Source organism: Arthrobacter glycogeni, from assembly GCF_054511155.1.
This window is the reverse complement of the sequence record NZ_JBTNDE010000016.1, coordinates 12,323-33,626: the sequence shown is the minus strand read 5'-3', so window position 1 is coordinate 33,626 and position 21,304 is coordinate 12,323. Positions and strand designations below refer to the sequence as shown.

Annotated in this window: 20 protein-coding genes; 3 read left to right on the top strand and 17 right to left on the bottom strand. The window is 64.9% G+C overall.

Going from position 1 to position 21,304, the window contains the following annotated elements; genetic code table 11:
• Positions 1-54: 54 nt before the first annotated feature.
• Together ACX80O_RS11920 and ACX80O_RS11915 are read right to left on the bottom strand one after the other, a co-directional pair.
• Positions 55-987, bottom strand: coding sequence for an o-succinylbenzoate synthase (locus tag ACX80O_RS11920; RefSeq protein WP_459333611.1), 933 nt, complete (start codon positions 985-987; stop codon positions 55-57).
• A gap of 110 nt (positions 988-1,097) precedes the next feature.
• Positions 1,098-1,778, bottom strand: coding sequence for a hypothetical protein (locus tag ACX80O_RS11915; protein WP_459333579.1), 681 nt, complete (start codon positions 1,776-1,778; stop codon positions 1,098-1,100).
• Between the two features lie 93 nt (positions 1,779-1,871).
• Between ACX80O_RS11915 and ACX80O_RS11910 the strand changes: the two genes are divergently transcribed.
• Entirely contained in the window at positions 1,872-2,783 is a 912-nt protein-coding gene (locus ACX80O_RS11910; RefSeq protein ID WP_459308078.1) for a phosphatase PAP2 family protein, read from the top strand.
• Here the strand turns inward: ACX80O_RS11910 and ACX80O_RS11905 are convergent.
• The 8 genes from ACX80O_RS11905 to pdhA form a co-directional block, all read right to left on the bottom strand.
• Positions 2,780-4,021: an MFS transporter gene (locus tag ACX80O_RS11905; protein ID WP_459333578.1), complete on the bottom strand. Its 1,242-nt coding sequence runs from the start codon at positions 4,019-4,021 to the stop codon at positions 2,780-2,782. The genes ACX80O_RS11910 and ACX80O_RS11905 overlap by 4 nt on opposite strands.
• A 54-nt stretch (positions 4,022-4,075) precedes the next feature.
• Positions 4,076-4,513, bottom strand: a complete 438-nt coding sequence (locus ACX80O_RS11900) for a hypothetical protein (RefSeq protein WP_459308076.1) — start codon at positions 4,511-4,513, stop codon at positions 4,076-4,078.
• Entirely contained in the window at positions 4,510-4,971 is a 462-nt protein-coding gene (locus tag ACX80O_RS11895) for a cupredoxin domain-containing protein (RefSeq protein ID WP_459308075.1), read from the bottom strand. Before ACX80O_RS11895 ends, ACX80O_RS11900 begins: the two co-directional genes overlap by 4 nt.
• A gap of 145 nt (positions 4,972-5,116) precedes the next feature.
• A complete protein-coding gene (locus ACX80O_RS11890) occupies positions 5,117-5,992 on the bottom strand; it encodes an MBL fold metallo-hydrolase (protein WP_459308074.1) in 876 nt (291 codons plus the stop codon).
• A gap of 35 nt (positions 5,993-6,027) precedes the next feature.
• Positions 6,028-6,891: an endonuclease/exonuclease/phosphatase family protein gene (locus ACX80O_RS11885; RefSeq protein WP_459308073.1), complete on the bottom strand. Its 864-nt coding sequence runs from the start codon at positions 6,889-6,891 to the stop codon at positions 6,028-6,030.
• On the bottom strand, positions 6,878-8,428 hold the full coding sequence (locus ACX80O_RS11880; protein WP_459333577.1) for a dihydrolipoamide acetyltransferase family protein: 1,551 nt from the start codon (positions 8,426-8,428) through the stop codon (positions 6,878-6,880). The genes ACX80O_RS11885 and ACX80O_RS11880 overlap by 14 nt, the downstream gene beginning before the upstream one ends.
• Positions 8,425-9,501 carry an alpha-ketoacid dehydrogenase subunit beta gene (locus tag ACX80O_RS11875; protein ID WP_459333576.1) on the bottom strand — a complete coding sequence of 359 codons (1,077 nt, stop codon included), beginning with the start codon at positions 9,499-9,501 and terminating at the stop codon, positions 8,425-8,427. The genes ACX80O_RS11880 and ACX80O_RS11875 overlap by 4 nt, the downstream gene beginning before the upstream one ends.
• Positions 9,498-10,661 (bottom strand): pyruvate dehydrogenase (acetyl-transferring) E1 component subunit alpha, encoded by a 1,164-nt coding sequence (gene pdhA / locus ACX80O_RS11870; RefSeq protein WP_459308070.1) that lies wholly within the window; start codon positions 10,659-10,661, stop codon positions 9,498-9,500. The genes ACX80O_RS11875 and pdhA overlap by 4 nt, the downstream gene beginning before the upstream one ends.
• 214 nt (positions 10,662-10,875) lie before the next feature.
• Between pdhA and ACX80O_RS11865 the strand changes: the two genes are divergently transcribed.
• Complete coding sequence (locus ACX80O_RS11865) at positions 10,876-11,319, top strand: Lrp/AsnC family transcriptional regulator (protein WP_459308069.1); 444 nt, start codon at positions 10,876-10,878, stop codon at positions 11,317-11,319.
• 333 nt (positions 11,320-11,652) lie between these two features.
• Positions 11,653-14,190, top strand: coding sequence for a sensor domain-containing protein (locus ACX80O_RS11860; RefSeq protein ID WP_459333575.1), 2,538 nt, complete (start codon positions 11,653-11,655; stop codon positions 14,188-14,190).
• Here ACX80O_RS11860 and ACX80O_RS11855 read toward each other — a convergent pair.
• From ACX80O_RS11855 to paaA, 7 genes are all read right to left on the bottom strand, one after another.
• On the bottom strand, positions 14,180-14,959 hold the full coding sequence (locus tag ACX80O_RS11855) for an enoyl-CoA hydratase/isomerase family protein (protein WP_459333574.1): 780 nt from the start codon (positions 14,957-14,959) through the stop codon (positions 14,180-14,182). The genes ACX80O_RS11860 and ACX80O_RS11855 overlap by 11 nt on opposite strands.
• Before the next feature lie 984 nt (positions 14,960-15,943).
• Positions 15,944-16,852 carry a TIGR01777 family oxidoreductase gene (locus ACX80O_RS11850; RefSeq protein WP_459333573.1) on the bottom strand — a complete coding sequence of 303 codons (909 nt, stop codon included), beginning with the start codon at positions 16,850-16,852 and terminating at the stop codon, positions 15,944-15,946.
• A gap of 382 nt (positions 16,853-17,234) precedes the next feature.
• Positions 17,235-18,407, bottom strand: a complete 1,173-nt coding sequence (gene paaE, locus ACX80O_RS11845) for a 1,2-phenylacetyl-CoA epoxidase subunit PaaE (RefSeq protein WP_459333572.1) — start codon at positions 18,405-18,407, stop codon at positions 17,235-17,237.
• On the bottom strand, positions 18,408-18,938 hold the full coding sequence (gene paaD, locus ACX80O_RS11840) for a 1,2-phenylacetyl-CoA epoxidase subunit PaaD (protein ID WP_459333571.1): 531 nt from the start codon (positions 18,936-18,938) through the stop codon (positions 18,408-18,410). It abuts the gene before it with no gap.
• Between the two features lie 13 nt (positions 18,939-18,951).
• Positions 18,952-19,776: a 1,2-phenylacetyl-CoA epoxidase subunit PaaC gene (gene paaC, locus ACX80O_RS11835; protein ID WP_459308063.1), complete on the bottom strand. Its 825-nt coding sequence runs from the start codon at positions 19,774-19,776 to the stop codon at positions 18,952-18,954.
• Positions 19,773-20,120 carry a 1,2-phenylacetyl-CoA epoxidase subunit PaaB gene (paaB, locus tag ACX80O_RS11830; protein ID WP_459308062.1) on the bottom strand — a complete coding sequence of 116 codons (348 nt, stop codon included), beginning with the start codon at positions 20,118-20,120 and terminating at the stop codon, positions 19,773-19,775. The genes paaC and paaB overlap by 4 nt, the downstream gene beginning before the upstream one ends.
• The gene (gene paaA / locus ACX80O_RS11825; RefSeq protein WP_459308061.1) at positions 20,121-21,113 is read right to left on the bottom strand and encodes a 1,2-phenylacetyl-CoA epoxidase subunit PaaA; all 993 of its coding nucleotides are present in this window, start codon (positions 21,111-21,113) and stop codon (positions 20,121-20,123) included.
• Between the last annotated feature and the right edge of the window lie 191 nt (positions 21,114-21,304).

The following is a 21,304-nucleotide window of genomic DNA, read 5'->3' as shown; positions in this document are numbered from 1 at the left end:
CCCGCAGGCCAGTCGCCGGTTTCCGGGAGTACACCCCTGGACGCGCAGAGAGATTCAGGCGCCGCCGAGGATCGCCCGGGTGCGCTCCAGCCGGTCCAGCCACCAGGCAATACGTTCAGGATCGGCGGCGTACCGCTCCAGCAGCCCCTCGGACACCCGCACCGGTTCTGTCGGCAGCCAGCCGCCGGCGGGAACCAGCGGGTTCACTGCCACATCACCACGCATCAGCGACACCGTGCCCAGCCCACAGGCATAGGGCAAGTCGGGGAGGGCCGCAGCGAGAGCCACGCCAGCACTGATCCCCACCGACGTATCGAGGGCCGAGCTGACGACGACGGGAAGCCCGGCCTGCGCGACGATCTCGAGGGCACGGCGAACACCGCCGAGCGGTGCGGCCTTAATCACCAGCAGATCGGCGGCATCCTCCCGTGCGACGCGCAGCGGATCCGCTTCCTTGCGAACCGATTCATCGGCGGCGATCAGGACCGGGATGCCACGACGGCGCAGCTCGAGCCGGACCTCCCGGAGCCCGTCGATTGACATGACCGGCTGCTCAGCATACTCGAGGGTGTGGGCGGCGAGCGCCTTCAACGCCGTCACCGCCTCCGGGACCGTCCATCCGCCGTTCGCGTCCACCCGCAGGCCAGCCGCCGGCAGCAATCGTCGGACCTCGGCGACGCGCGCCAGATCGTCCGCGAGGGTCTGGCCGCGCTCCGCAACCTTCACCTTGACGGCAGTGACCGGACCAAACCGCGCCAGAACCGACTCGACGTCGACGGCCGGGATAGCAGGGACGGTCGCGTTGACTGCCACCCGTGATCTGAGAGCAGGAGGGAATCCCTCCCAGCCGGCTTCGATGGCCGCCCGCAACCAGGGCGCGGCCTCGGCGTCGTGGTATTCGGGGAAGGGGCTGAACTCGCCCCAGCCCGCTGGCCCGTGCACCAGCAGAGCCTCGCGGAGCAGCACGCCTCGGAACTTGACCCGCATGGGGATCGACACCACCCGGGCGGAGGAACGAAGTTCGGCAGCGGAGGGGAAAGTGCTCACACATTGAGGTTACGCGACTCACCCGTCACCGGGGGGCGGCCGGCGATGGGTCAGGGAACCGGTCGAAGCGCCGACTGAACAATCACCGTGTCGGGGCCATATTCGGCGTCGTAGCGTTCCTGAAGGGTGCCGTCGTCATAGATGGCCGTGACGACGAGGTAGCCGTTGGACACGGTAGAACCCACGATCGAGGGTCCCACAGTGGTGAACAGTTCCTCCTGAAGTTGCTCGAGGTCGGCCTGGTTGCCGGGGCCGGGGTTGGCCGGGTCCAATCTCGGATCGAGGTCAGCGATCGGGTCGTACAGCGAGAGCGGTGTCGCGATGCCCGTCCGGGTGAAGGCGGTGCCATCCCAGGTACCCTGCAGAGCGTACGCGCCCCAGGTCACCCCTGAAGCTGTCTCTTCCTGGTCCACCGCATCCCAGTCCCAGTTGAGCAGATCCGGCCCGGAACACTGCGGCGGATAGGACTCGGCAACACCACCCAGGCACAGCTGTGGCAGCGAGTCGCCCTGCTGCAGAATGGTTCCTTGCGCGAGCACCTCCCCTGCTGCGGCGATGCCGCTCGGTGCCGTTGAGGGAGTGGGCGACGAGTCCGGCGCCGGCGCACCAGAAGAACGTGAAGAATCAGAATCCGAGGGCGCCGAGGCGGGAACCCCGACCACTCCGCACGCCGACAAAATCACCGCGGCCGAGGCCAGGGAGACCGACAAAAACACAGCTTTCTGTCTCATGGACTTATTGTCCCGGGTCAGCGGGCTGTCGTGGCCCCGACAAGATCACGATTGGATTGCAGAAGTGAGACGCCGGTGTGAAAGTCTTGCAGGGTGAGCTCACAGAAATCCGCGAACTCGACGGGGCGGCGACTTCCTGCCGCACGAAACCCAGCCTTGTTCCTCCTGGGTTCGCTGCTCTGTGCCCTGGCCCTGGCCTGGACCTACTGGGCTTTCGTGCGAACCAGTACCGGCCAATTCGCCGACGAATCGGCATGGCGTGAAGCCGGTTTCGCCGCACCGGATACTCAGGAGCCTTTCCTGCAGTTCCTCGATAGCCTGCCGGCACTCTCGGTCCTGATCGCTGCCGCGGTGATCCTGTTCGTCACCCTGCGCAGGCAGCGCTGGTCGGCCGCGGCCATTGCCCTCGGAACAATCGCCGGGGCGAACCTCACCACCCAGGTTCTCAAGAACCAACTGTTCGACCGTCCCGACCGTGGGGTGCCGACCCTCGACTTCAACTCGCTCCCGTCCGGTCACACGACCCTTGCCGCCTCCGCGGCGGCGGCAATCTTCCTGGTCGTGACGCCCCGGTGGCGGCCCCTTGCCGCTGCTGCGGGTGGCGCCTACTCGGTGGCGGCGGGCGCGGCGACGTTCCTCAATCTGTGGCACCGCCCAGCCGATGTTATTGCCGCATTCCTCGTCGTGGGCGCCTGGACCCTGCTGGGCGGTCTGATGATCATGCGGTTGGGCAACGCCTGGAACGTGTGGAGCGGCTTCGGCGAGCACTGGGCGGCCTTAAAGCTCTGGCTCACCCTGTGCTGGGCAGCGGGCGTCGCCGGTCTGGCGCTTGGGGTAGTCCTCTACCTGTACGTCCAACTCATCGGTCCTGCGCCAATGCCAGGAACCGCGCAGATTCCCCTGTTCTTCTGGTCCGGGTTATCGATGATCGTGGGAGTGGGATTCACCCTCAGCGCCGCTGCAGGCTGCCTCTTCGCTCACCAGGCGCGACGGCGCGAGCCCTAGTTCCGGGTCGCCGACGTCGGCCTGCGCGTCGGAACCCAACGCCACAGCACAGCGGCCGCTGCCATGCCCAGGCCACCGGTCGCCCAGATTCCCGCCGAGAGCGTGGCGACGGCGGTGACCGCCGCGAGGATTCCTGGTCCGGCCATGGTGCCGATGTCGCCCAGGAGTCGCCAGATGCCCAGGAACTGGGGGCGGCCGGGGTTTGGTGAGAAGTCGGCGCCGAGGGTCATCACGATGCCAGACCCGATGCCATTGCCGAATCCGATCAGCAGGGCGACCAGCAATAGCCCCACCGCGTCTGCGGTGAATGGCAGGAGGATCAGGGCTACCCCCATGGTGAGCATGGAGGGAACAGCGACCCAGCGGCGTCCTTTGACGTCCATGAGCTTGCCTGCGGGGTAGAAAACCAGCATGTCAATCGCACCGGACAGGCCGTAGATCAGGGCAGTGGTCGTGACGTCCAGACCTATATCCTGCGCCCAGAGCGGCAGCACCGCCTGACGGGTGGCCCGGGTTGCAGCGATCAGCATCACCCCTACTCCCACAGTGGTGAAGATCCGCCGGTGCGAACGCAGGATCGACCGGACGGTGGGTACCATCGGCGGATCAGCAGCAGGAACCGCGCCGTATCCAGTCGTGGCAGCCCGCCCGGAAGCGCACAGTTCGGGGACTCTACTGCTTAGCGCAGCCGCCATAAGGGCAGCTCCGGCGCCCACCCAGTACGCGCCGGCCAACCCGGCGAAGCTCATCATCAGGGCGGCGGCGAACGGGCCGAGGAAGACCCCGATCCGCGTCACACCGCCTAGGGTGGATAGCGCCCGGGCCCGGAGCTGGATGGGTACCGCCTCAGTGAGGTAGCTCTGGCGGGCCAGCCCGAACACGGCGCCGGCCATCCCGACCATGAAGATAGCTGCCGCAAATACTGCGAGGTTGGGGGCCAGTAGACCCAGCACCATTGCCGCCGCGCACCACAGGGAAGCGCCTACCAGTGCCCGGCGTTCACCAAACCGGGCGGCAATGAGCGTGGCCGGAACATTGGTGATCAGCGAGCCGATCCCGGTCAGGGTGATGACCAGGGCAGCAGTCGCGATATCTGCCCCCAGATCGCGGGCGGACAGTGCTATCACCGGGAGGATCGCACCGGACGCCATCCCGTACAGCAGCGACGGGCCGTAAGCCCCAACGGCAATCGTCCTGAGCTTGAACGGTTCCGGCGGCACGCCCTCCACTCTAGTCATCGGGCAGCGCAAAGCTGGGCCGGCCTCTGCGGGCCGTCCCAACTGTTGAACCTCTTAGCGTCCCCTGGTACGTCGCCCGACCAGGATCATACCGACCACAGCGAGCATCCCTGCAATTCCTTCGGCGACGGCGCTGAGCGCCTTGTCGAAGAACCAGATCGGCTCGTACATCGCCGGAATGGGCCCGATCGCCGGCAACTGAACGTACACCGACAGCACAACGGCGGCGAACGCCGACAACGCAACCACAGCGGCTATGAGATAGGAAAGCCGGCTGCCACGGATCAGCACATAGAGGGCAGCGAGGATCGCCGCGGCTGCCTGGATGCGGAACAGGTTCCCGCCGCCGATTCCTCCGGGAAAGGCCATCTGGTAGTTGGGGGCCAGTTGGATGTGGACGAAAGCGTCGATCGCGAGCCCGACGGCGATTGCCACCCTCAGCCACACCAGCGCCGGCCCCTTTCGGGTCCGGACGGGGGCGGCGTTACTCATCCTTCGACGACCAGCGTGCCGACCATCGCTGGGTGGTAGGTGCAGATGAAGGAATAGTCTCCGGGCTCGTCCGGAGCTGTAAAGGTGACCGTCTCGTTTGGGCCGAACACTGAGTCAAACATTCCCTCCTCGTCGGACGTCACCGTGTGCGCGGCCGAGTCGTTGTTGATGACCGTCACCTCGGCGCCCGGGGCCACTGGGCCGGAGATCTCATACTTGAAATCGGTGATGGTGATGGTGACCTCTTCGACGGCCGCCTCGGGTTCCTCGGAGGCGCTTTCCTCCTCGGTCGCCTCGGTTGGGGCTTCGGTGGTTTCCTCAGCCTCGGTTGCGGGGCTGGTGGTGGTGGTTTCCGGGGCCGGGTCCGGGCTGCCGGAATCCTCCGACGCGCCACAGCCGGCAACTCCAACCAGTGCTCCGGCCAGAAGTATTCCCATAACGCTCTTGCGGATGTCCATGATTACCCTTTCCTGAAGGATCCCGATCGGAGCTGCTCTCCGAAGCCCCGGGCGCCGATAGCACCATATCCTCTTTGCTATGAGGTTCGTCACGGGCGAGGTTACGGATTGCCCGGCGGAGGCTTCGTCAGCGGGTGGCAGCCCGCTACCACTTCCACTGCGCCAGCGTACGCAGGCGGATCAGGAGTGCCCGCGACTGTTCTGGACCGTAGGGCAGGATCGGAATGGCCTTCGTCATGTCCACTGATGCTTCGTCCATGGCCACCTTCGTGACGCGCACTGCGGTCCGCATCTTGTACAGCTGGGCAGTAACGAATTCAACCCCGACGGGGTTTCCGTGGCCGGGGACAAAAACGTCGTAAAGATCCTCCAGCGCGGCGATCTTGCCGAGGGTACGGATCCAATCAGCAGGGTAGGAGTCAGCGAATCCAGGGTCGCCGCCCTCTTCGACCAGATCGCCGGTGAACAGCACACTGCCGGCGCCAACCAGGAGATCGTTGTCGGTGTGACCCCGCCCCAGGTGAAACAAGGTGACCGAGATACCCCCCAAATCGAGGTCGACCGGGCTGCCCTCCACCACCCGGTTCGCGGGGCGGATGGACGTGTGGGGGCCGGCGTCATCCGTCATGGCAGGCTCAAGGCCACTGGCGAGCGGACGCTGGCGCTCGCCGGTCTCCGCGAGGTCCCCGGCGCAGCGCGCTGTGGCCCAGATGTCGTCAACGCCGTGGGCGGCGAAGTAGGCATTGCCGGACGCGTGGCTGAAATGCGAGTGTGTGTTCACCGCCGTCACGGGCAGGCTCGTCAGCTCCCGCACGGCGTCCAGAATGGCTGCCGCCTGCGCGGGGCCAGCACCGGTCTCGATGACCAGTGCGCGCTCGGTGCCCACCACCAGCCCAATGTTGACGCCATATCCGGCGTCGCGCAGGATCCACGTCCGCTGCCCGACCTCCCGCCAACGGGACGTAGTATCCACCGATCCGGTGTCACCCGGTTCGGTGTTTGCCACTGGGGTTTCGGACATCTATTCCTCTCGACTGCTTGGGGTATGCCGACCGCTCACGCCCTGACTCCCGCACCCGGCAGCAGGACAGCCTGCACTGGTGCGTGATCGGACGGCCACGCCCCACCGTACCGGGTGACGTTGATTCCCGCCCGCAGCACGGTGAAGCCGGGGCTGGAGAGGATCCAGTCGATCCTTTTAGTGCCCCGCTGAGGTTTTCGATAGTGCGGAAAGGTGCCCCACTGTTCGGTGAGCTGACGGTGTGCCGCGGGCCAGGTGTCCTGCAGGATCCCCGACCCGGTCAGAATGTCGTAGGGGCCCGAGGGCGCGTCGATGTTAAAGTCACCCATCACGATGCCGGGAAGCCGGGAGTCCCGCACCCGGTGGCGCAGGGTGTCCGCCGAGTACAGGCGCGACCGGCGGGACAGATGATCGAGGTGTGTGTTGATGACCCCGAATTCCTTCCCGGTGGTCTGATCGCTGAACACGGCACTAACCGCGATCCGCGGGATCCGGTTACCCCACGACGCCGAGCCGGGAACTGTTGGGCTGTTGGACAAGGCCAACTGCTCCCAGCTCAGCAGCGTCAGCCGACGCCGGTCATAGAACAGTGGGCACTGTTCGCCGTTGCCGTCCGCGTTACGCCCCTTCCCGATGCCGGCGTAGCTGGGCCCGAGCCCCGCGCGCACAGCGTCCAACTGGGACGGCAGCGCTTCCTGCACTCCGAGTAGCGTGGGCTGCTCATCGCTGAGGAGTCGCGTCACCAGTGGCGCCCGCACGGTCCAGGAATCCCGGTTCCCGGGCAGCAAATGAGGCATGGACCGTCGGATGTTGAAGGTCATGACGTGGAATTCGGGGGCTGCTACCGGCCCGATGAGCGGGGTGGTTACCGCTGTGCCGCGCGCTTCAAAGGTCCGCAAGCACGCTGCCCGGATTCTCGATAGCGTCCGCAACATAACGGAGGAAGCCGCCAGCAACCCCGCCGTCACAGACCCGGTGGTCGAAGGTAAGGGTGAGTTCGGTGATTTTCCGGACCGCCAATGCACCGTCGACCACCCAGGGCCGGTCGATGATCCGGCCGATGCCCAGGATCGCAGCTTCGGGGTAGTTGATGATCGCAGCGCTCCCATCCACGCCGAACACGCCGTAATTATTCAGGGTGAACGTCCCCGAGGTCAGCTCGGCGGGTGTCGCCTTACCCGCCCGCACGACGGCGGCAAGACGCCGGATCTCTGCGTCCAGGTCTCGGGCACTCAGGGTGTCGGCGCGGCGCACACACGGAACCATCAACCCGCGGTCGGTCTGGGCGGCAATTCCCAGGTTGACTCCCTCGACGCTGAGGATTTCCTGGCGACCCTGACCATCGGTGAGGAAGCGGGTATTCAGCTCCGGATACCGGGCCAGGCCTGCGGTCACGAACCGGGCAACAAAGGCCAGCAGCCCGGGCGTGTTCTCCGGGTGTGAACGCTTGAGGGACGCCCTGAGGTCCATCAGCGCCGTGGCATCCACATCCACCCAAACGGTCGCCTCGGGGATTTCCCGGCGGCTACGCGACATCGTCTCGGCCACCGCCTTCCGTACCCCCCTGACCGGGATCCGGGAGGTGACAGCAAGCCCGGATCGGAGATCTGTGCCTGCTATCCCACCCGCTGAGGCCCTCGATCCTGCGTCGCCCAGGAGGCCGCCGGCGTCGAGGTCGACACCAGTCGGCTGGCCCTTCAACCGTCCAGTGTCGCGGCTAATGGCGTGCTCCACGTCCCGGCGCAGCACCAGTCCGCCGGTGCCCGATCCGGTAAGGTCTGCCGCGGTGAGGCCCGCGTCCCTGGCCAGTTTGCGCACCAGCGGCGAGATGAATAAGGGGGCACCGGACAGGGGCGCATTCGGTGCCGAGTCGCGGGAAAACCCCTGGGTCGCAGACCGGCCGGCCGTCGGAGCCCGTCCGTGGTCTGTGACCGGCTGGATTTTGGGGCGCCTTCGCCGGCCGGAGGTGATTCCCCCGGGGGTGCCGTAGCCGATCAGAACGTTGCCGGAGCCCTCATCGGGTGCTGACGCGGATACTGGTGCAGCGTTTCCGGGCAGGGTGATCCCGGCCCGTTCCTCCTTGCGATACGTCTCTCCCGCCGAGGTCGGCTGGAAGCCGACGGGTGAGCCGCCGTCGGGCTCGGTCGCATCGGGTGTTCCGACCGCGCGCACTGAAATGAGCGGCTTCCCCACGTCCATCGTCTCGCCCGCGCGGCCGTGGAGTTTTTCCACGACCCCGGCAAACGGTGACGGCACCTCCACCATAGATTTTGCGGTTTCCACTTCGGCAATGGCCTGGTCCACGACGACGACGTCGCCCTCGGCAACCAGCCAATTCACCAGCTCCGCCTCGGTGAGGCCCTCACCCAGATCGGGCAGGTTGAAAATCTGGAGGGCTGCACCGGTCGCAGCAGCGCTGGTGGTCGTAGCACTCACGCCTGGTCCTCCCACTGCAGTTCGTCGACGGTGTCGAGAATACGGTCAACACTTGGTAGGAAGAAGTGTTCCAGCTTTGGCGAAGGGTAGGGCACATCGAACCCTGTGACACGCCGGACCGGTGCCGCCAGCGAGTGGAAGCAACGTTCCTGGATGCGCGCCACGATCTCGGCCGCCACCGACGCGAACCCTGGTGCCTCAGCGATGACGACAACCCTGCCGGTCTTGCGCACGCTGGCGCACACGGTTTCGTCGTCGAACGGGACGATAGAACGCACATCGACGACCTCAAGCGAGCGTCCCTCCTCCGCGGCAGCGGCGGCGGCGGCCAGGGCGGTGGGCACCGACGGACCGTAGGCCACGAGCGTGGCGTCAGTTCCGGCACGGGCGACCACCGCGCGGCCGATGGACGGCGTCGCAGCGGCGGACTCGAAGGTGTCGCGGAGTTCCTCCAGGTCGAGGACTTCCTTGGACCAGTACAGTTTTTTCGGTTCGAGGAAGACCACCGGGTCCGGGTAGCGGATCGCCTCACGCAGCATCGTGTACGCGTCCCTGACTGTTGCTGGGGCCAGCACCGTCAGACCAGGAGTATGAGCGTAGTAGGACTCGGACGAATCGCAGTGGTGTTCAACCCCGCCAATTCCACCAGCGTACGGAATCCGGATCACGATCGGCAGTTTAACTTTGCCCTTCGTGCGGTTCGGCATTTTCGCGACGTGGCTGACGACCTGCTCGAAAGCGGGGTAGGCAAACGCATCGAATTGCATCTCCACCACCGGACGCATCCCGTTCATCGCCATCCCCACGGCCATCCCCATGATGCCGGCTTCGGCCAACGGGGTGTCGAAGCAGCGCCCGGTGCCGAAACGCGCGGTGAGCCCGTCGGTGATCCTGAAGACCCCACCCAACGCTCCGACGTCCTCACCGAACATCACCACTGACGGGTCGGCGGCCATCGCGTCGGCGAGCGCGGCGTTCAGCGCTTTGGCGAAAGTGACTGGCTGGACGGTGCGCGGTTCGGGCTGCGTCGGGGCTGGCGCGTTGTTTCGCACCCGTTCGGTGATGTCGGTCATGGGGACACGTCCTCGGAGGGCTGTTCGCGGCTGAGTTCTCCGCGCAACAGATCAGCCTGTTCGCGCAGCTGGCTGGTTTTTTCGGTAAAGACATAGTTGAACAGGTCTTCCGGGTCCACCACTGGATCGGTATTGAGCCCGTCCCTGAGGGTGGCTGCCATTTCCTCGGCGTCGGCGGCGATGCTGGTCTCGCCGTCGTCGTCGAGCAGGTTCAGCCCGCGCAGGTAGGTGCGCATCCGGCTGAGCGGGTCTTTGGGGACCCACTTCTCGACGTCGTCGGCCGAGCGGTAGCGGGACGGATCGTCGGCGTTGGTATGAGCCTGCATCCGGTAGGTGTGGGCTTCGATCAGGGACGGGCCGCCGCCGTCGCGCGCCCTGTTCACCGCCCGACCGAGCACCGAAAGGAGGGCGGCGAGGTCGTTGCCGTCCACCCGCTCCCCCGGCATGCCGTACCCGATCGCCTTATGGGCGAGCGATGGCGCCACCGTCTGCGATTTCAGCGGCACAGAGATCGCGTACTCGTTGTTCTGGATGAGGAAGACCACCGGGACGTGGAAAACAGCCGCGAAGTTCAGCGCCTCATGGAAGTCACCCTCACTGGTGGCGCCGTCGCCGCACAGCGCGAGCACCACGGTGTCCTCGCCCTTGAGCTTCGCGGCGTGCGCCACCCCAACGGCATGCAACAGCTGGGTGGCCAGCGGGGTGGCCTGGGTGGCGACCTTGTGCTTCAGCGGGTCATAACCGGAATGCCAATCGCCCCGCAGCAGGGTGAGGACTTCCAGCGGGTCCACCCCGCGGGTGATCACGGCGACCGTGTCACGGTAGGTGGGGAACAGCCAGTCCTGCTGGTCGATGACGACGGCGGCCGCCACCTGGCAGGCCTCCTGGCCGTGGGATGAGGGATAGACGGCCATCCGACCCTGCCGGACCAGAGCATTCGCCTGATCGTTGATCCGACGACCGATGACGAGCTTCCGGTAGGCCGCTAGAAGGCTTTCGGCGTCGGGTAGCGGATAGGCGTCGTTGGGGGTGTGAATCCCGTTCGGGTCCACCAGTTGCACCGGGACGTCCGAGGGCAGCATGTCCGCCTCGGCAGCCCCGGACCGCTCGGTGGTGTTTACAGTGCCGTGGGCCATGTGATTGCCGCCTGAGATGGTCATCTCCGCCTCCGTCTTTCCGCCCGGTGGGGCGGTGGTTCGCCTGTTCCTACGCACCCGGATGGTGCCGGGAGTTGGATACTGTGTAGTCAATTATGAACTTCGGCGGCTTTTCGTATCTACTAGGGGGCATAGGTGTGGACCATATTTCATCGACGGTGAACTATTGTGGACGAATTGTCATTGTGAGCTGGGTTACGTGGAAAGGTGTGGACGAATGGTGGACAAACCTTTGGACGAAGTGGACCGGCGGATCCTGGCCGAGCTCACCCGGGACGGTCGGCTGTCGGTGACCGCGGTGGCGGAAAACGTTCATATTTCCCGCGCACACGCCTACTCGAGGATCGCCCGGCTCACCGAATCGGGGGTACTCACCAAATTCACTACGCTGATCGACCCCATTAAAGCCGGGCTCCGATCCTCCGCCTACGTCACCCTCAAGGTTCAGCAGCACGCGTGGCGGGAGCTTCGGGAACAGCTCTGCCTCATCCCGGAAATTCACCACATCGCCCTGGTGGGCGGGGACTTCGACGTCATCCTGTTGGTGCGGGCCGAAGACAACGTGGGGCTCCGACGGGTTATCTTCGACCAGCTGCAATCGATGCCGGGCGTGATGGACACCCAGACCTTCCTCGTCTTCGAAGACATTGACGCTCGCTGAGTAGCCAGGGCATCGGTAGGTATGGTCAAGGGACGGATCCTGACTGGTGGTGACATCCCGTTCTGAATGTCATCCTCCCCCATGAGACGCTGCTGAACCGTCCCTTGACCACCTAACCAGTAAAAGTCATTGCCTGGGGAAAATACTGTAAAAGTCGACATTCTTATAAAGATTTTCCGAAAAGTTATAAACGTTCGCATCCAGGCATTCGTCGGACGAGGGCGATCCGCAGCCTCAACCTGCTCCATTCCGCTCTATGGTTTAATACGATCACCGGCCACCGTAGACGGTCTGAACGTGCCGCCAACGGGCTGGCATCAAAAGGGGAACAGCATGGTTGAGAACGGCGTGCCAGGTACTGGAGTGCGCGAGACAGTTGGTATTCCAGACGCGAAGGCAGCGGCATTGTTTGAATCGGTTGTGGTCAATGCCAATGATGTGGTCCTGGTGACCAGGGCAGAACCCATCGATCTCCCCTCGGGCGGACCCGAAGTCATCTACGTCAACCCTGCTTTCACCCGAATGACCGGGTACCAACCGCACGAGATCGTCGGCAAAACCCCGCGCATCCTGCAGTCGCCGAAGACAGACCGGACGGAACTGGATCGGCTGCGCGTTGCCCTCAAAGCGTGGGAGCCGGTCGAAGTGGAGCTGCTTAATGTCCATAAGGATGGGCGGGAGTTCTGGGTCCAGATCAGCATCACCCCCGTCGCCAATTCGCGGGGCTGGTTCACCCACTGGATCGCTATCCAGCGCGACATCACCCACCGAAAGCACCGCGAGATTGCTGTGCAGACGATGTTGGCCAACACATCGGACCTACTGGTCATTCTCAACAATCAGCACCTGGTGACATCGGTCAGCCCCACCTCCGAACAGCTGCTGGGTACGCCGGCCGTGGCGCTGACCGGAGGACCCTTTCTTGAGCTGGTGCACCCCGACGACAGCCGCAGCGCCCGTGATCTTTTGGCCGCCCCTCCCGGACTTCGGCTAGGCCGCAGTTCCATTACCGAGCTCCGTCTGCGCCACCGTAACGGCGACTGGCACTGGTTTGAGGTAAGCATCGCCGACCTTGACGCGACCGGCGCTGATCCCGTCAGCTCGCTGGTGCTGGCGTGCAGCGACATCACCGGCCTCAAGCTGACCGAGTTGGAACTGGAAAAGTCGAACCAACGCTTCCGGAGCGCTTTCGACGACGCCCCGATCGGCATGGCGGTGACGTCGCCCACCGGTGAATTCATCCAGGTCAACCGGGCGCTGACCGAGCTGCTGGGCCGCGACGAGCAAACCCTCCTGACCATGTCGGTGCAGGAGCTGACGCACCCGGATGACCGGGAGCCCGCTGAACGCCAGCGCCGGTCGCTGCTGCGCGGGGTCTCCGGCCGACGGCGGCACGAAACCCGCTTCCTTCATGCCGACGGCGCTGTGGTGGGCATCCTGCACTCCTCCTCAATGGTGCCCGACGACGACGGCGGCCCCGGGATGCTGATCGACCACATCGAGGACATCACCGACCGGAAGGCTTTTGAGGCGATGCTGCAGCATCAGGTGCTGCATGACACGCTGACCGGCCTCCCGAACCGCGCCCTGCTGGTGGACCGCCTTGGTCAGACCCTCAGCGCTGCCCGGGGTAACGAAACCGCCGTCGCCGTCCTGTTCTGCGACCTGGACCGGTTCAAGGCCATCAATGATACGTATGGGCACCAGGCCGGCGACAGCGTTCTTACGGAAGTGGCCCGCCGGCTCCAGTCAGCAGTGCGCCCCGCCGACACGGTGGCCCGGCTGAGCGGGGACGAATTTGTGGTGCTGTGCCTTGACACGTCCAACGAGCAGGCCACGGCCGCGGCGGCCAGGATTCTCTCAGCCTTCAAGCCGCCCATCTTGGTGGGTGGAGTCGAGGTCTTCGTCTCCGCATCCATTGGCATCGCCCTCTCGGGCGCCGAACACACCACCACCTCTCAGATGCTCCGCGACGCCGACGACGCCATGTACGCGGCCAAGGAACAGGGTCGAAACCGGTCCTCCGTGTACGACAAAGGGCAGTGCAACCGAGTGAAAACCCGCGCCCAATTGGAGAGCGACCTGCTACAGGGCATCCGCGAGGGGCAGCTTCGCCTGCATTACCAGCCCGAGATGAGCCTCGCCGACGGTGAAGTAGTGGGCCTTGAGGCTCTGGTCAGGTGGCAGCATCCCGTTCGCGGGCTGCTGATGCCTGCCGAATTCATCGATCTGGCCGAGGAGACCGGCCTGATCAACGACCTCGGCGCCTGGGTGCTGGAGGAAGCCCTGCGCGAGGTCGGCAGACGACGGGCTACAGGTGTTGACTGCCCGGTGGTGTGGGTCAACGTGTCAGCGTTTGAACTGCGGAGCCCCGACTTCGCCGCCACGGTCCGCCGCGCCCTCGACGCGCACCACCTTCCCGGCAGCGCCCTGGGCCTGGAGATCACTGAGAGTGTCCTGATGGTCAATCTCGACCGCGCCAGGACCACGCTTACCCAGTTGCGCGCCACAGGGGTGCACCTGGCGATCGACGACTTCGGCACCGGCTACTCGTCGCTGTCCTACCTCGCCCAATTCCCCGTAGATACCGTGAAAATCGACGGCTCGTTCACTGCTGGCCTCGACGACAATGCCCGACGCCGGGAAAGCTTCGCCGTCGTCAACGCGGTCATCGGACTCGCGCATGCCCTCAAGCTGCGAGTGGTAGCGGAGGGAATCGAGACCACCAGCCAGGCTCAGTCGCTCCACGGGCTGGGGTGCGACTTCGGCCAGGGCTACCTGCTGGGGCGACCCACCGAGCAGTGGCTCCCCCAGGAGATCTCTGCGCCGCTGAGCACCGCCGACCCTCGGACGACCGCGTTCAGCCTCTGAAAACCGGTTTGCGCTTGTCCTGGAAGGCGGCGAATCCTTCGGCGTAGTCGTCGCTGCCGCACAGGTCGCCCTGCGCCTTGTTCTCCTCGCTGATGGACTCCCACAGGCCGAGCCGCCGGTCGCGGATCGCCGCCACGAGTTCCTTGGAGGCCCGGAACGCGCCGGTTGCTCCTGAGGCGACCCGTTGCGCCGTGTCGCGGGTGCGCTGCAGCAGCTCATCGGCGGTCATCACCCGGCTAAACAGACCGGCGGCTACGGCGTCGGCCCCGGTCATCAGCTCGGCCGTGTAGATCAGGTCAAGGGCGCGGTGGGCTCCCAACCGCTCGGTGAACAGCCAGTGTCCGCCCGAATCCAGAGTGGCCCCCAAATTGGCGAAGGGCGAGCCGAGCTTTGCGTCCTCGGCCACGTAGACCACGTCGGTGGCCACCAACAGGCCGAGCCCGACGCCGAGGCACGCCCCGTGCGCTGCGGCGAAGGTCGGCGCGGGGAATGCAGCCATCTTCCGCAGTAACGGTGTGACGAGGCCGCCGAGGTAGGCGACGGCGTCGTCGGTTTCGGGGTGAACGTTGGAAATGTCGCGACCAGCGCAGAAAGCCCGGCCCTCGCCGCGGAGCACCAGAGCCCGGACGGCGCCGGTGGCCGCGGCCTCGGCAGCTTCGTCGTAGGCGTTGGATAGCCCGCCGAGCGCCTCCTCGTCCAGGGAGTTCAGTTTCGCTGGAGCGTTGAGAACAATTTCGGCGACATTGTTCTCGATGGTCAGTTCAATCATTGCCAGAGCCTTCCGTGATTTTTTCCCAGCCTAGCGGTGGAAGGTTGCGGCGGACCCGCCGATGGTTGTGCGGCGGGGGCCGTTCCTTATGACTGGCAGGCTCTGGTCTACCGGTCTGGGAGTTACACCATCACGGGTGACTATCGACCTGCGCCCAACCACGAAATGTATCTTCGCACCGGAACTACCTGGCGGACGGCGTTCCAGGCTGCCGACGTGGGGTTCGAGTGCCTGACCGGGATATGTGGCCTTCAGACGATCGCTAAGAGCGCCTGAGATATCTGGCGTGGGTGCCCGGAGGAAGTCGTTTACTGCGGTTTCGGGGTTAGGGCGCGGTAGGTCAAGAACCCATAAACAATCGCTACTCCGCCGCAAAGAATGACGCGCCCCGACCATGCGATCTGGGGGTTCGAAGTCCAAAAAGCCGTTACCCAAAATGCGGCCGCCGCCGACACAGTGGTCCACACCAAGACTCGCCATCCGCGTCCCGCTGATGGCGTGCTCCTGGTGTTAGTCCTCAGGTGCGCGAAGACGAGGACAATACCGCCAACAATCCCCACCATGAACCCTGGCACGACACCCGAGCTCAGCATGGTGCCTTCGGGCAGGAGGACTTGACCCATCATGCCGGCGATCACACCCAAAAGAGCTGACTCGATCATGGGTCTGACGACGGACGGAAGCATTCGTCCCGGCCTTACCTGCATCACAACGCACTTCCACCTGGAACTTTGCCCACGGACAAGGGAAGGTCGCGACGTGGACGACGTGCTTGGTCCCTGCGTCCCTCAGCGCCTGTCACACCTCCGACGCGGTTCTGCCCACGAAAGCGCACTCGATGCCCGGAAGGGGATTCGTGCCGATTCTTGTTAATAGGGTTTACCTGGAGACCTTTCTGTTGGTAGGACGGTGCGGTTTACTGACGATGACCGCAGGGCGCTCTGGGTATTCCCAGCCAGCCCTTGCAGGCCAGAATAACCTGTATCAAGGCCGGGACAGCAGGTCTTCTAGACTTTCCCGTAAGTCGCTATGGACGAAGTTGAAATTTAGTTGGCTCAACCGAGCTGGGATTGCTTGGCGCCCGGATAAGGCTAGGGCGGGGTCCGTCCGTAGCACCCAAGCGCCCACGCGCACCAAAACCTCCGGAGTTGGAAGGGCCGCGGGCCGCCCCAGTACGCTCCGCAGCGAGGTCATCAGTTCAGCATTTCGAACTGGCGTGGGGGCCGTGGCCAGCACAATACCTTCCAAAGCGGGATCGCACAGCACCTGATCGACAATGGCCAGCCAGTCCATAATGTGGATCCACGAAAACCATTGTTTCCCAGACGCTACTCGTCTGCCAAGGCCAAGCCTCGTCAGGAGAAGAAGTCGATCCAAGGCCGGAGTGTCTCGATCAAGGACGATACTGGTACGCAGCACGGTCTTGCGGGAGGCATTGACACCGTTCGCTGCCTCTTCCCACGCGCGAGCTACCCCGGCCATCTGTGGTGGGCCGTCCGCAAACGGTGACGCTTCGGTAAGTAAACGCTCGCCGGCATCACCGTAAATGGCCAGCGTGGATGCCTGAACCCACACGGGGACTGGACTGCAAAGTTCGGCTGCGGCTCTGGCGAGGGCCTTGGTTGGTTCAACCCTGGATTCGGTGAGCAGCCTTGTGTTCGCCGTAGTTGGGCGGCGGTCGACGAGCTCCCCCGCCAAGTTGATAACAGCTGCTCCCTCCAGCTCGGCGGCCCAGTCGCCTATTGTTCGTCCGTCCCAGTGGACCAATCGATGCGGCCCTGCCCTTTTTCGGGAATTACGGGTAAGAACCACAATGTCGTGTCCTCGGTCGTGTAAAAAGGCGCACAATCGCCGCCCAAGGGCGCCAGACCCACCTGCAATAACGACCTTCACCGTGCCAGCATAGGGATTATCCAATTTGAGGGATGCTCCTATGTTCGTGAAAAGCCCCTTTGGTGGCTGTTGCAACGCCTTCAGTGGGGATGGACGAAGGCGTCCTACAGGGGTGCCCCTTGCCCCAAATCAGGGGCACCTTCCACCGACACGTTCCGCGTCACCGCATCCTCCCCCTTCGCGCCGCAAGTTTTTCTCGATGCCACAGGTCGGGTCGTCGACACCCGTCAGCCGAAATCATTCAATGCCGCAGCTGTCGGGCCATGATCGCCCACACCAACCAGCTCGTGATCCCCACAACAACCGTGGAGGACCGCGCAGAGGCCGCGAAGCTCACCCTGCAAACTCTGGCCGTACGAGATGAATACTCAGATTCGCTTACTTAGGCGTCGTAGTCCACCGACACGGTGTCGCTGGTGGGACGGGACTGGCAGGTGAGGACGTAGCCCTTTTCGATCTCGTCGGGCTCCAACGCGTAGTTCTCTTCCATCTCTACCGTGCCGGTGACCAACTTCGCGCGGCACGTCCCGCAGACACCACCGGCGCAGGCGAACGGGACGTCGGCTCTGACCCGGAGTGCGGCATTGAGAATTGACTCCCTCGCGCGGGTGGGGCTGGACACCGTGCCCTGCAGCCCGTCGAGGTTGAACGAGATAGTGAAATTTTCGCCGTCGTCCTCGGCGCGGACTGGACGGCCGATCTGCCCTTCGGGGCGACTGGGCTCGCCACTGGAGAAGAGCTCAAACCGGATCTTTTCGGGGGCGACGCCGCGCTCCCCCAGGGTGTCCCGGCACAACTGGACGAGTTCAAAGGGACCGCAGAGGAACCATTCGTCGACGTCGTCAGTCCGGATCACGGTGCCCAACAGTTTCTCCAGCTTGTCCGCATCGATTCGACCGCTCAGCAACGGGGAGATGCGCTGCTCGCGGGATAACACGTGGTGCAGGGCGAACCGTGCGGGATAGCGGTCCTTCAAGTCGGCGAGTTCCTCGAGGAACATCACATCCATCGCTGCTTTGTTGGCGTAGATCAGGTCGAAGCGCACGTTGTCGCTGGCGGCGAGCGCGGTGCGGGCGATGGCGATCACCGGGGTGATCCCCGACCCTGCTGCCACGGCGACGAAGGTGGTCTCCCCGGCGACGGTGAGGTTTTTGTGTAGGTGCTCGGGCCGGTTGAGTTCGGTCATCTCGTGTTTGGAGATGAACTGACCCATGGGGCTCATCACGTCGAGCCGGTCGCCGGCCTTCAGGAACTCGTTCGCCCAGCTGGAAAAAACGCCGCCGAGATCCCTTTTGATGGCCACCCGGATCTCGCCGGGCCGCGGCTCAGCGCAGATGGAGTAGCTGCGGCGCACCTCCACGGGGGAGCCGTCGACGTCGAGAGTGGTGCGCAGGGCAACGTACTGGCCGGGCAGGTAGTTGTATTTGCCGGCCAGGTGCTCGGGGACGGCGAAGGTCACCTCAATGGCGTCGCCCGTGAGCCGCCGGACCTCGGCGACGGTGAGCTCGTTGAAGGCCGTGCGGCGCTGGGTGGACGGGGCGAGCTTGACTGCCATCTAGTGCACCTTGAAGTAGTCGAAGGGTTCCTTGCAGTCCTGACAGACGTAGAGCGCCTTGCAGGACGTGGAACCGAAGCGGGTGAGTTCGCGGGTATTGAGGGAGGAACATTGGGGACACTTCACGCTGAGCCCCACCCGGACGGGGCCGGCCGCGGCGAGGCCGGTGGGTGGCGCTATGCCGTACTCATCGAGTTTGGCTTTGCCTGCACTGGTCATCCAGTCGGTGGTCCAGGCCGGGGCGAGGGTGAGACGCACCTGGACGTCGTTGTGGCCGTGGGCCGAGAGAGCGCTGACGACGTCGTCCCGGATGGCGTCCATCGCCGGGCACCCCGAGTACGTGGGAGTGATGATTACGGTGATGGCGCCGTCGTCGACCCGGGCCTCCCGCAGGATCCCGAGGTCCTCGATGGTGAGGACGGGGATTTCGGGGTCCACCACGGTGGCGGCGATATCCCAGATCCTCGCGGTTTCGGCGTCGGCGGGCCGGTGAGCGGTATTGGTGCCGATGCTGGATGTGTCGATACTCATGGCTGCACCTGGCCTACCAGGTGGCGCCGGGATGCTCGCGGGCGAGCACCTGCATCTCGGCCAGCAGGTAGCCCAGATGTTCGCTGTGCCGTCCGGCGCGGCCGCCGCCCACGGCGCCTGGGACGGCGGGTATCTCAAGCTCGGCCTCGGTAAAGAGGGCGGCGATGAGCGAATCGAAGGGAGCCCGGAGGGTGCTCGGGCGGACGGCGGCGTCGCCGAGCGTATCGAAGAGCTGGTCGTCAACGAACAGTTCCTCGACGTAGGGCCAGGTCAGCTTGAGGCCGGCGATCATCCGGCGGCGGGACTCATCGGTGCCGAGGGCGAGACGCAGCACCCACTGGCTGCTGTGGTCGCGGTGGTAGTCGACTTCTTTAACGGCCTTCGCGGCGATGGCCGCGAGCGTCGGATCAGTGGAATGCACGAGCCGGGAGTAGAGCTCGAACTGGTAGTGCGAGACCACCAGCTGGCGGGCGATGGTACGGGCGAAGTCGCCGTTGGGCTGCACGAAGAGGTGGGCGCAGCGGAATTCCGGTTCGCGGCGGAAGTAGGCGAGATCGTCCTCGGTTTTGTCCAGGCCGTGGCCGGCATAGCTGAGGAAGGACCGCGCGTGGCCGATCAGGTCCAGGGCAATGTTGCCGAGGGCCACATCCTCTTCCAGCTCGGGCGCCCGGGAGATCCACCAGCCGAGCCGCTGGGCCAGGATCAGTGAGTCGTCGCCCAGGCGCAGTGCGTATTCTGCGACGTCGATGCTCGGCTTCAGGTCCGATGCGGCAATGTCCTCGGGGCGCAGCGCGTTGCCCGGGGTGATCCGGGTCGCGCTGGCGTTCGATTCACTCACAGGTGCCTCACCCCGTCGCTCTTCGTGTAGTACGTGGCGTGCCGGTAGTCCTTGCCCTGCGGGGATTCGAAGAACTGCCCCTTGGCGTCGGGGTCGCTGGTGATGATCGACGACGCCGGGACCACCCACAGGCTGACGCCCTCGTTGCGCCGGGTGTACAGGTCACGGGCGTTCCGGACGGCCATCTCGGCGTCGGGCGCGTGCAAGGAACCGGCGTGAACGTGGGATAGTCCGCGGGAAGACCTGACGAAGACCTCCCACAGGGGCCAGGGCTGACGCTTCTGGGGAACCGCGGGCGCCGGCGCCGCGGAGCCGTCGTCGCCTGTGGTTGAACCGCCGGTCATCTAGGCCGCCTTCTGCTGTGCTGCTGCTGTGGCACGCTTGTCGGCGTAGGCTGCCGCTGCTTCGCGTACCCAGGCGCCGTCTTCGTGGGCCTCGCGGCGGCGTTCCATCCGCTGGGCGTTGCAGGGCCCCCGGCCGGCGAGGACCTCCTTGAACTCGTTCCAGTCCAGGGGTGCGTGCTCCCACTGCTGGGTGTCCTCGTTGAACCGGATCTGGTCATCGGGGAGGGTCAGGCCGAGGACCTTGACCTGCTCAACCATCATGCCGACGAAGCGTGAGCGGAGTTCATCATTGGAGAACCGCTTGATGTTCCAGGCCATGGACTGCTTGGAGTTGGGCGAATCGTCGTCGGGTGGGCCGAACATCATCAGTGAGGGGGCGTACCAGCGGTTGACGGCGTCCTGCGCCATCTCCTTCTGGGCGGGCGTGCCGTTGGCGAGTTCCAGCAGGATCTCGAAGCCCTGGCGCTGGTGGAAGGATTCTTCCTTGCAGATCCGCACCATGGCCCGGCCATAGGGGCCGTAGGAGGCCCGGCAGAGGGGTACCTGGTTGGCGATCGCGGCGCCGTCGACCAACCAGCCGATGGCACCCATATCTGCCCAGGTCACTGCCGGATAGTTGAAGATGCTGGAGTAGCGGGCCTTGCCGGCGATCAGGTCTTCGGTCATCTTGTCCCGCGGCGTGCCGAGGGTTTCAGCGGCCGAGTAGAGGTACAGGCCGTGACCGGCCTCATCCTGGACCTTGGCCATGAGGATGGCTTTGCGCTTCAGTGAGGGTGCACGGGAAATCCAGTTGGCCTCGGGCTGCATGCCGATGATCTCGGAGTGGGCGTGCTGGGAGATCTGCCGGGCGAGGGTCTTCCGGTAGGCGTCCGGCATCCAGTCGCGGGGCTCAATCCGGGAGTCCTCGCTGATAAGCCGTTCGAACTGCTCCCGTCCGGCCTGCTCGTCGGGCGTTTCGGACGGCGTCTGGTCAACCGCTGGTGCTGTTGCCATGGTGGTCACCTCACTGTGAGCGTCAAATGTGCGTTGAAGTCGGTCGCAGATTAATTACTGACCGTTCGTTCAGGATATCGGGGCGGTGGCCGGACCGTCAACAACCGCCCCGCGACTAGGTAGACACGCCGACTAGTTAGTGTGACTATGTAGTTGTGACCGACAAACACGTGTCAGACAAACAATGGCCC

Coding starts and splice junctions, on each gene's coding strand:
- ACX80O_RS11905 (WP_459333578.1), bottom strand. CDS start 4,021: ATGACTAGAGTGGAGGGCGTGCCGCCGGAACCGTTCAAGCTCAGGACG.
- paaB (WP_459308062.1), bottom strand. CDS start 20,120: ATGACCGGCGGTTCAACCACAGGCGACGACGGCTCCGCGGCGCCGGCG.
- ACX80O_RS11895 (WP_459308075.1), bottom strand. CDS start 4,971: ATGGACATCCGCAAGAGCGTTATGGGAATACTTCTGGCCGGAGCACTG.
- ACX80O_RS11890 (WP_459308074.1), bottom strand. CDS start 5,992: ATGTCCGAAACCCCAGTGGCAAACACCGAACCGGGTGACACCGGATCG.
- ACX80O_RS11865 (WP_459308069.1), top strand. CDS start 10,876: ATGGTGGACAAACCTTTGGACGAAGTGGACCGGCGGATCCTGGCCGAG.
- ACX80O_RS11855 (WP_459333574.1), bottom strand. CDS start 14,959: ATGATTGAACTGACCATCGAGAACAATGTCGCCGAAATTGTTCTCAAC.
- paaD (WP_459333571.1), bottom strand. CDS start 18,938: ATGAGTATCGACACATCCAGCATCGGCACCAATACCGCTCACCGGCCC.
- paaA (WP_459308061.1), bottom strand. CDS start 21,113: ATGGCAACAGCACCAGCGGTTGACCAGACGCCGTCCGAAACGCCCGAC.
- ACX80O_RS11915 (WP_459333579.1), bottom strand. CDS start 1,778: ATGAGACAGAAAGCTGTGTTTTTGTCGGTCTCCCTGGCCTCGGCCGCG.
- ACX80O_RS11860 (WP_459333575.1), top strand. CDS start 11,653: ATGGTTGAGAACGGCGTGCCAGGTACTGGAGTGCGCGAGACAGTTGGT.
- ACX80O_RS11875 (WP_459333576.1), bottom strand. CDS start 9,501: ATGACCGACATCACCGAACGGGTGCGAAACAACGCGCCAGCCCCGACG.
- paaE (WP_459333572.1), bottom strand. CDS start 18,407: ATGGCAGTCAAGCTCGCCCCGTCCACCCAGCGCCGCACGGCCTTCAAC.
- ACX80O_RS11900 (WP_459308076.1), bottom strand. CDS start 4,513: ATGAGTAACGCCGCCCCCGTCCGGACCCGAAAGGGGCCGGCGCTGGTG.
- ACX80O_RS11920 (WP_459333611.1), bottom strand. CDS start 987: ATGCGGGTCAAGTTCCGAGGCGTGCTGCTCCGCGAGGCTCTGCTGGTG.
- pdhA (WP_459308070.1), bottom strand. CDS start 10,661: ATGACCATCTCAGGCGGCAATCACATGGCCCACGGCACTGTAAACACC.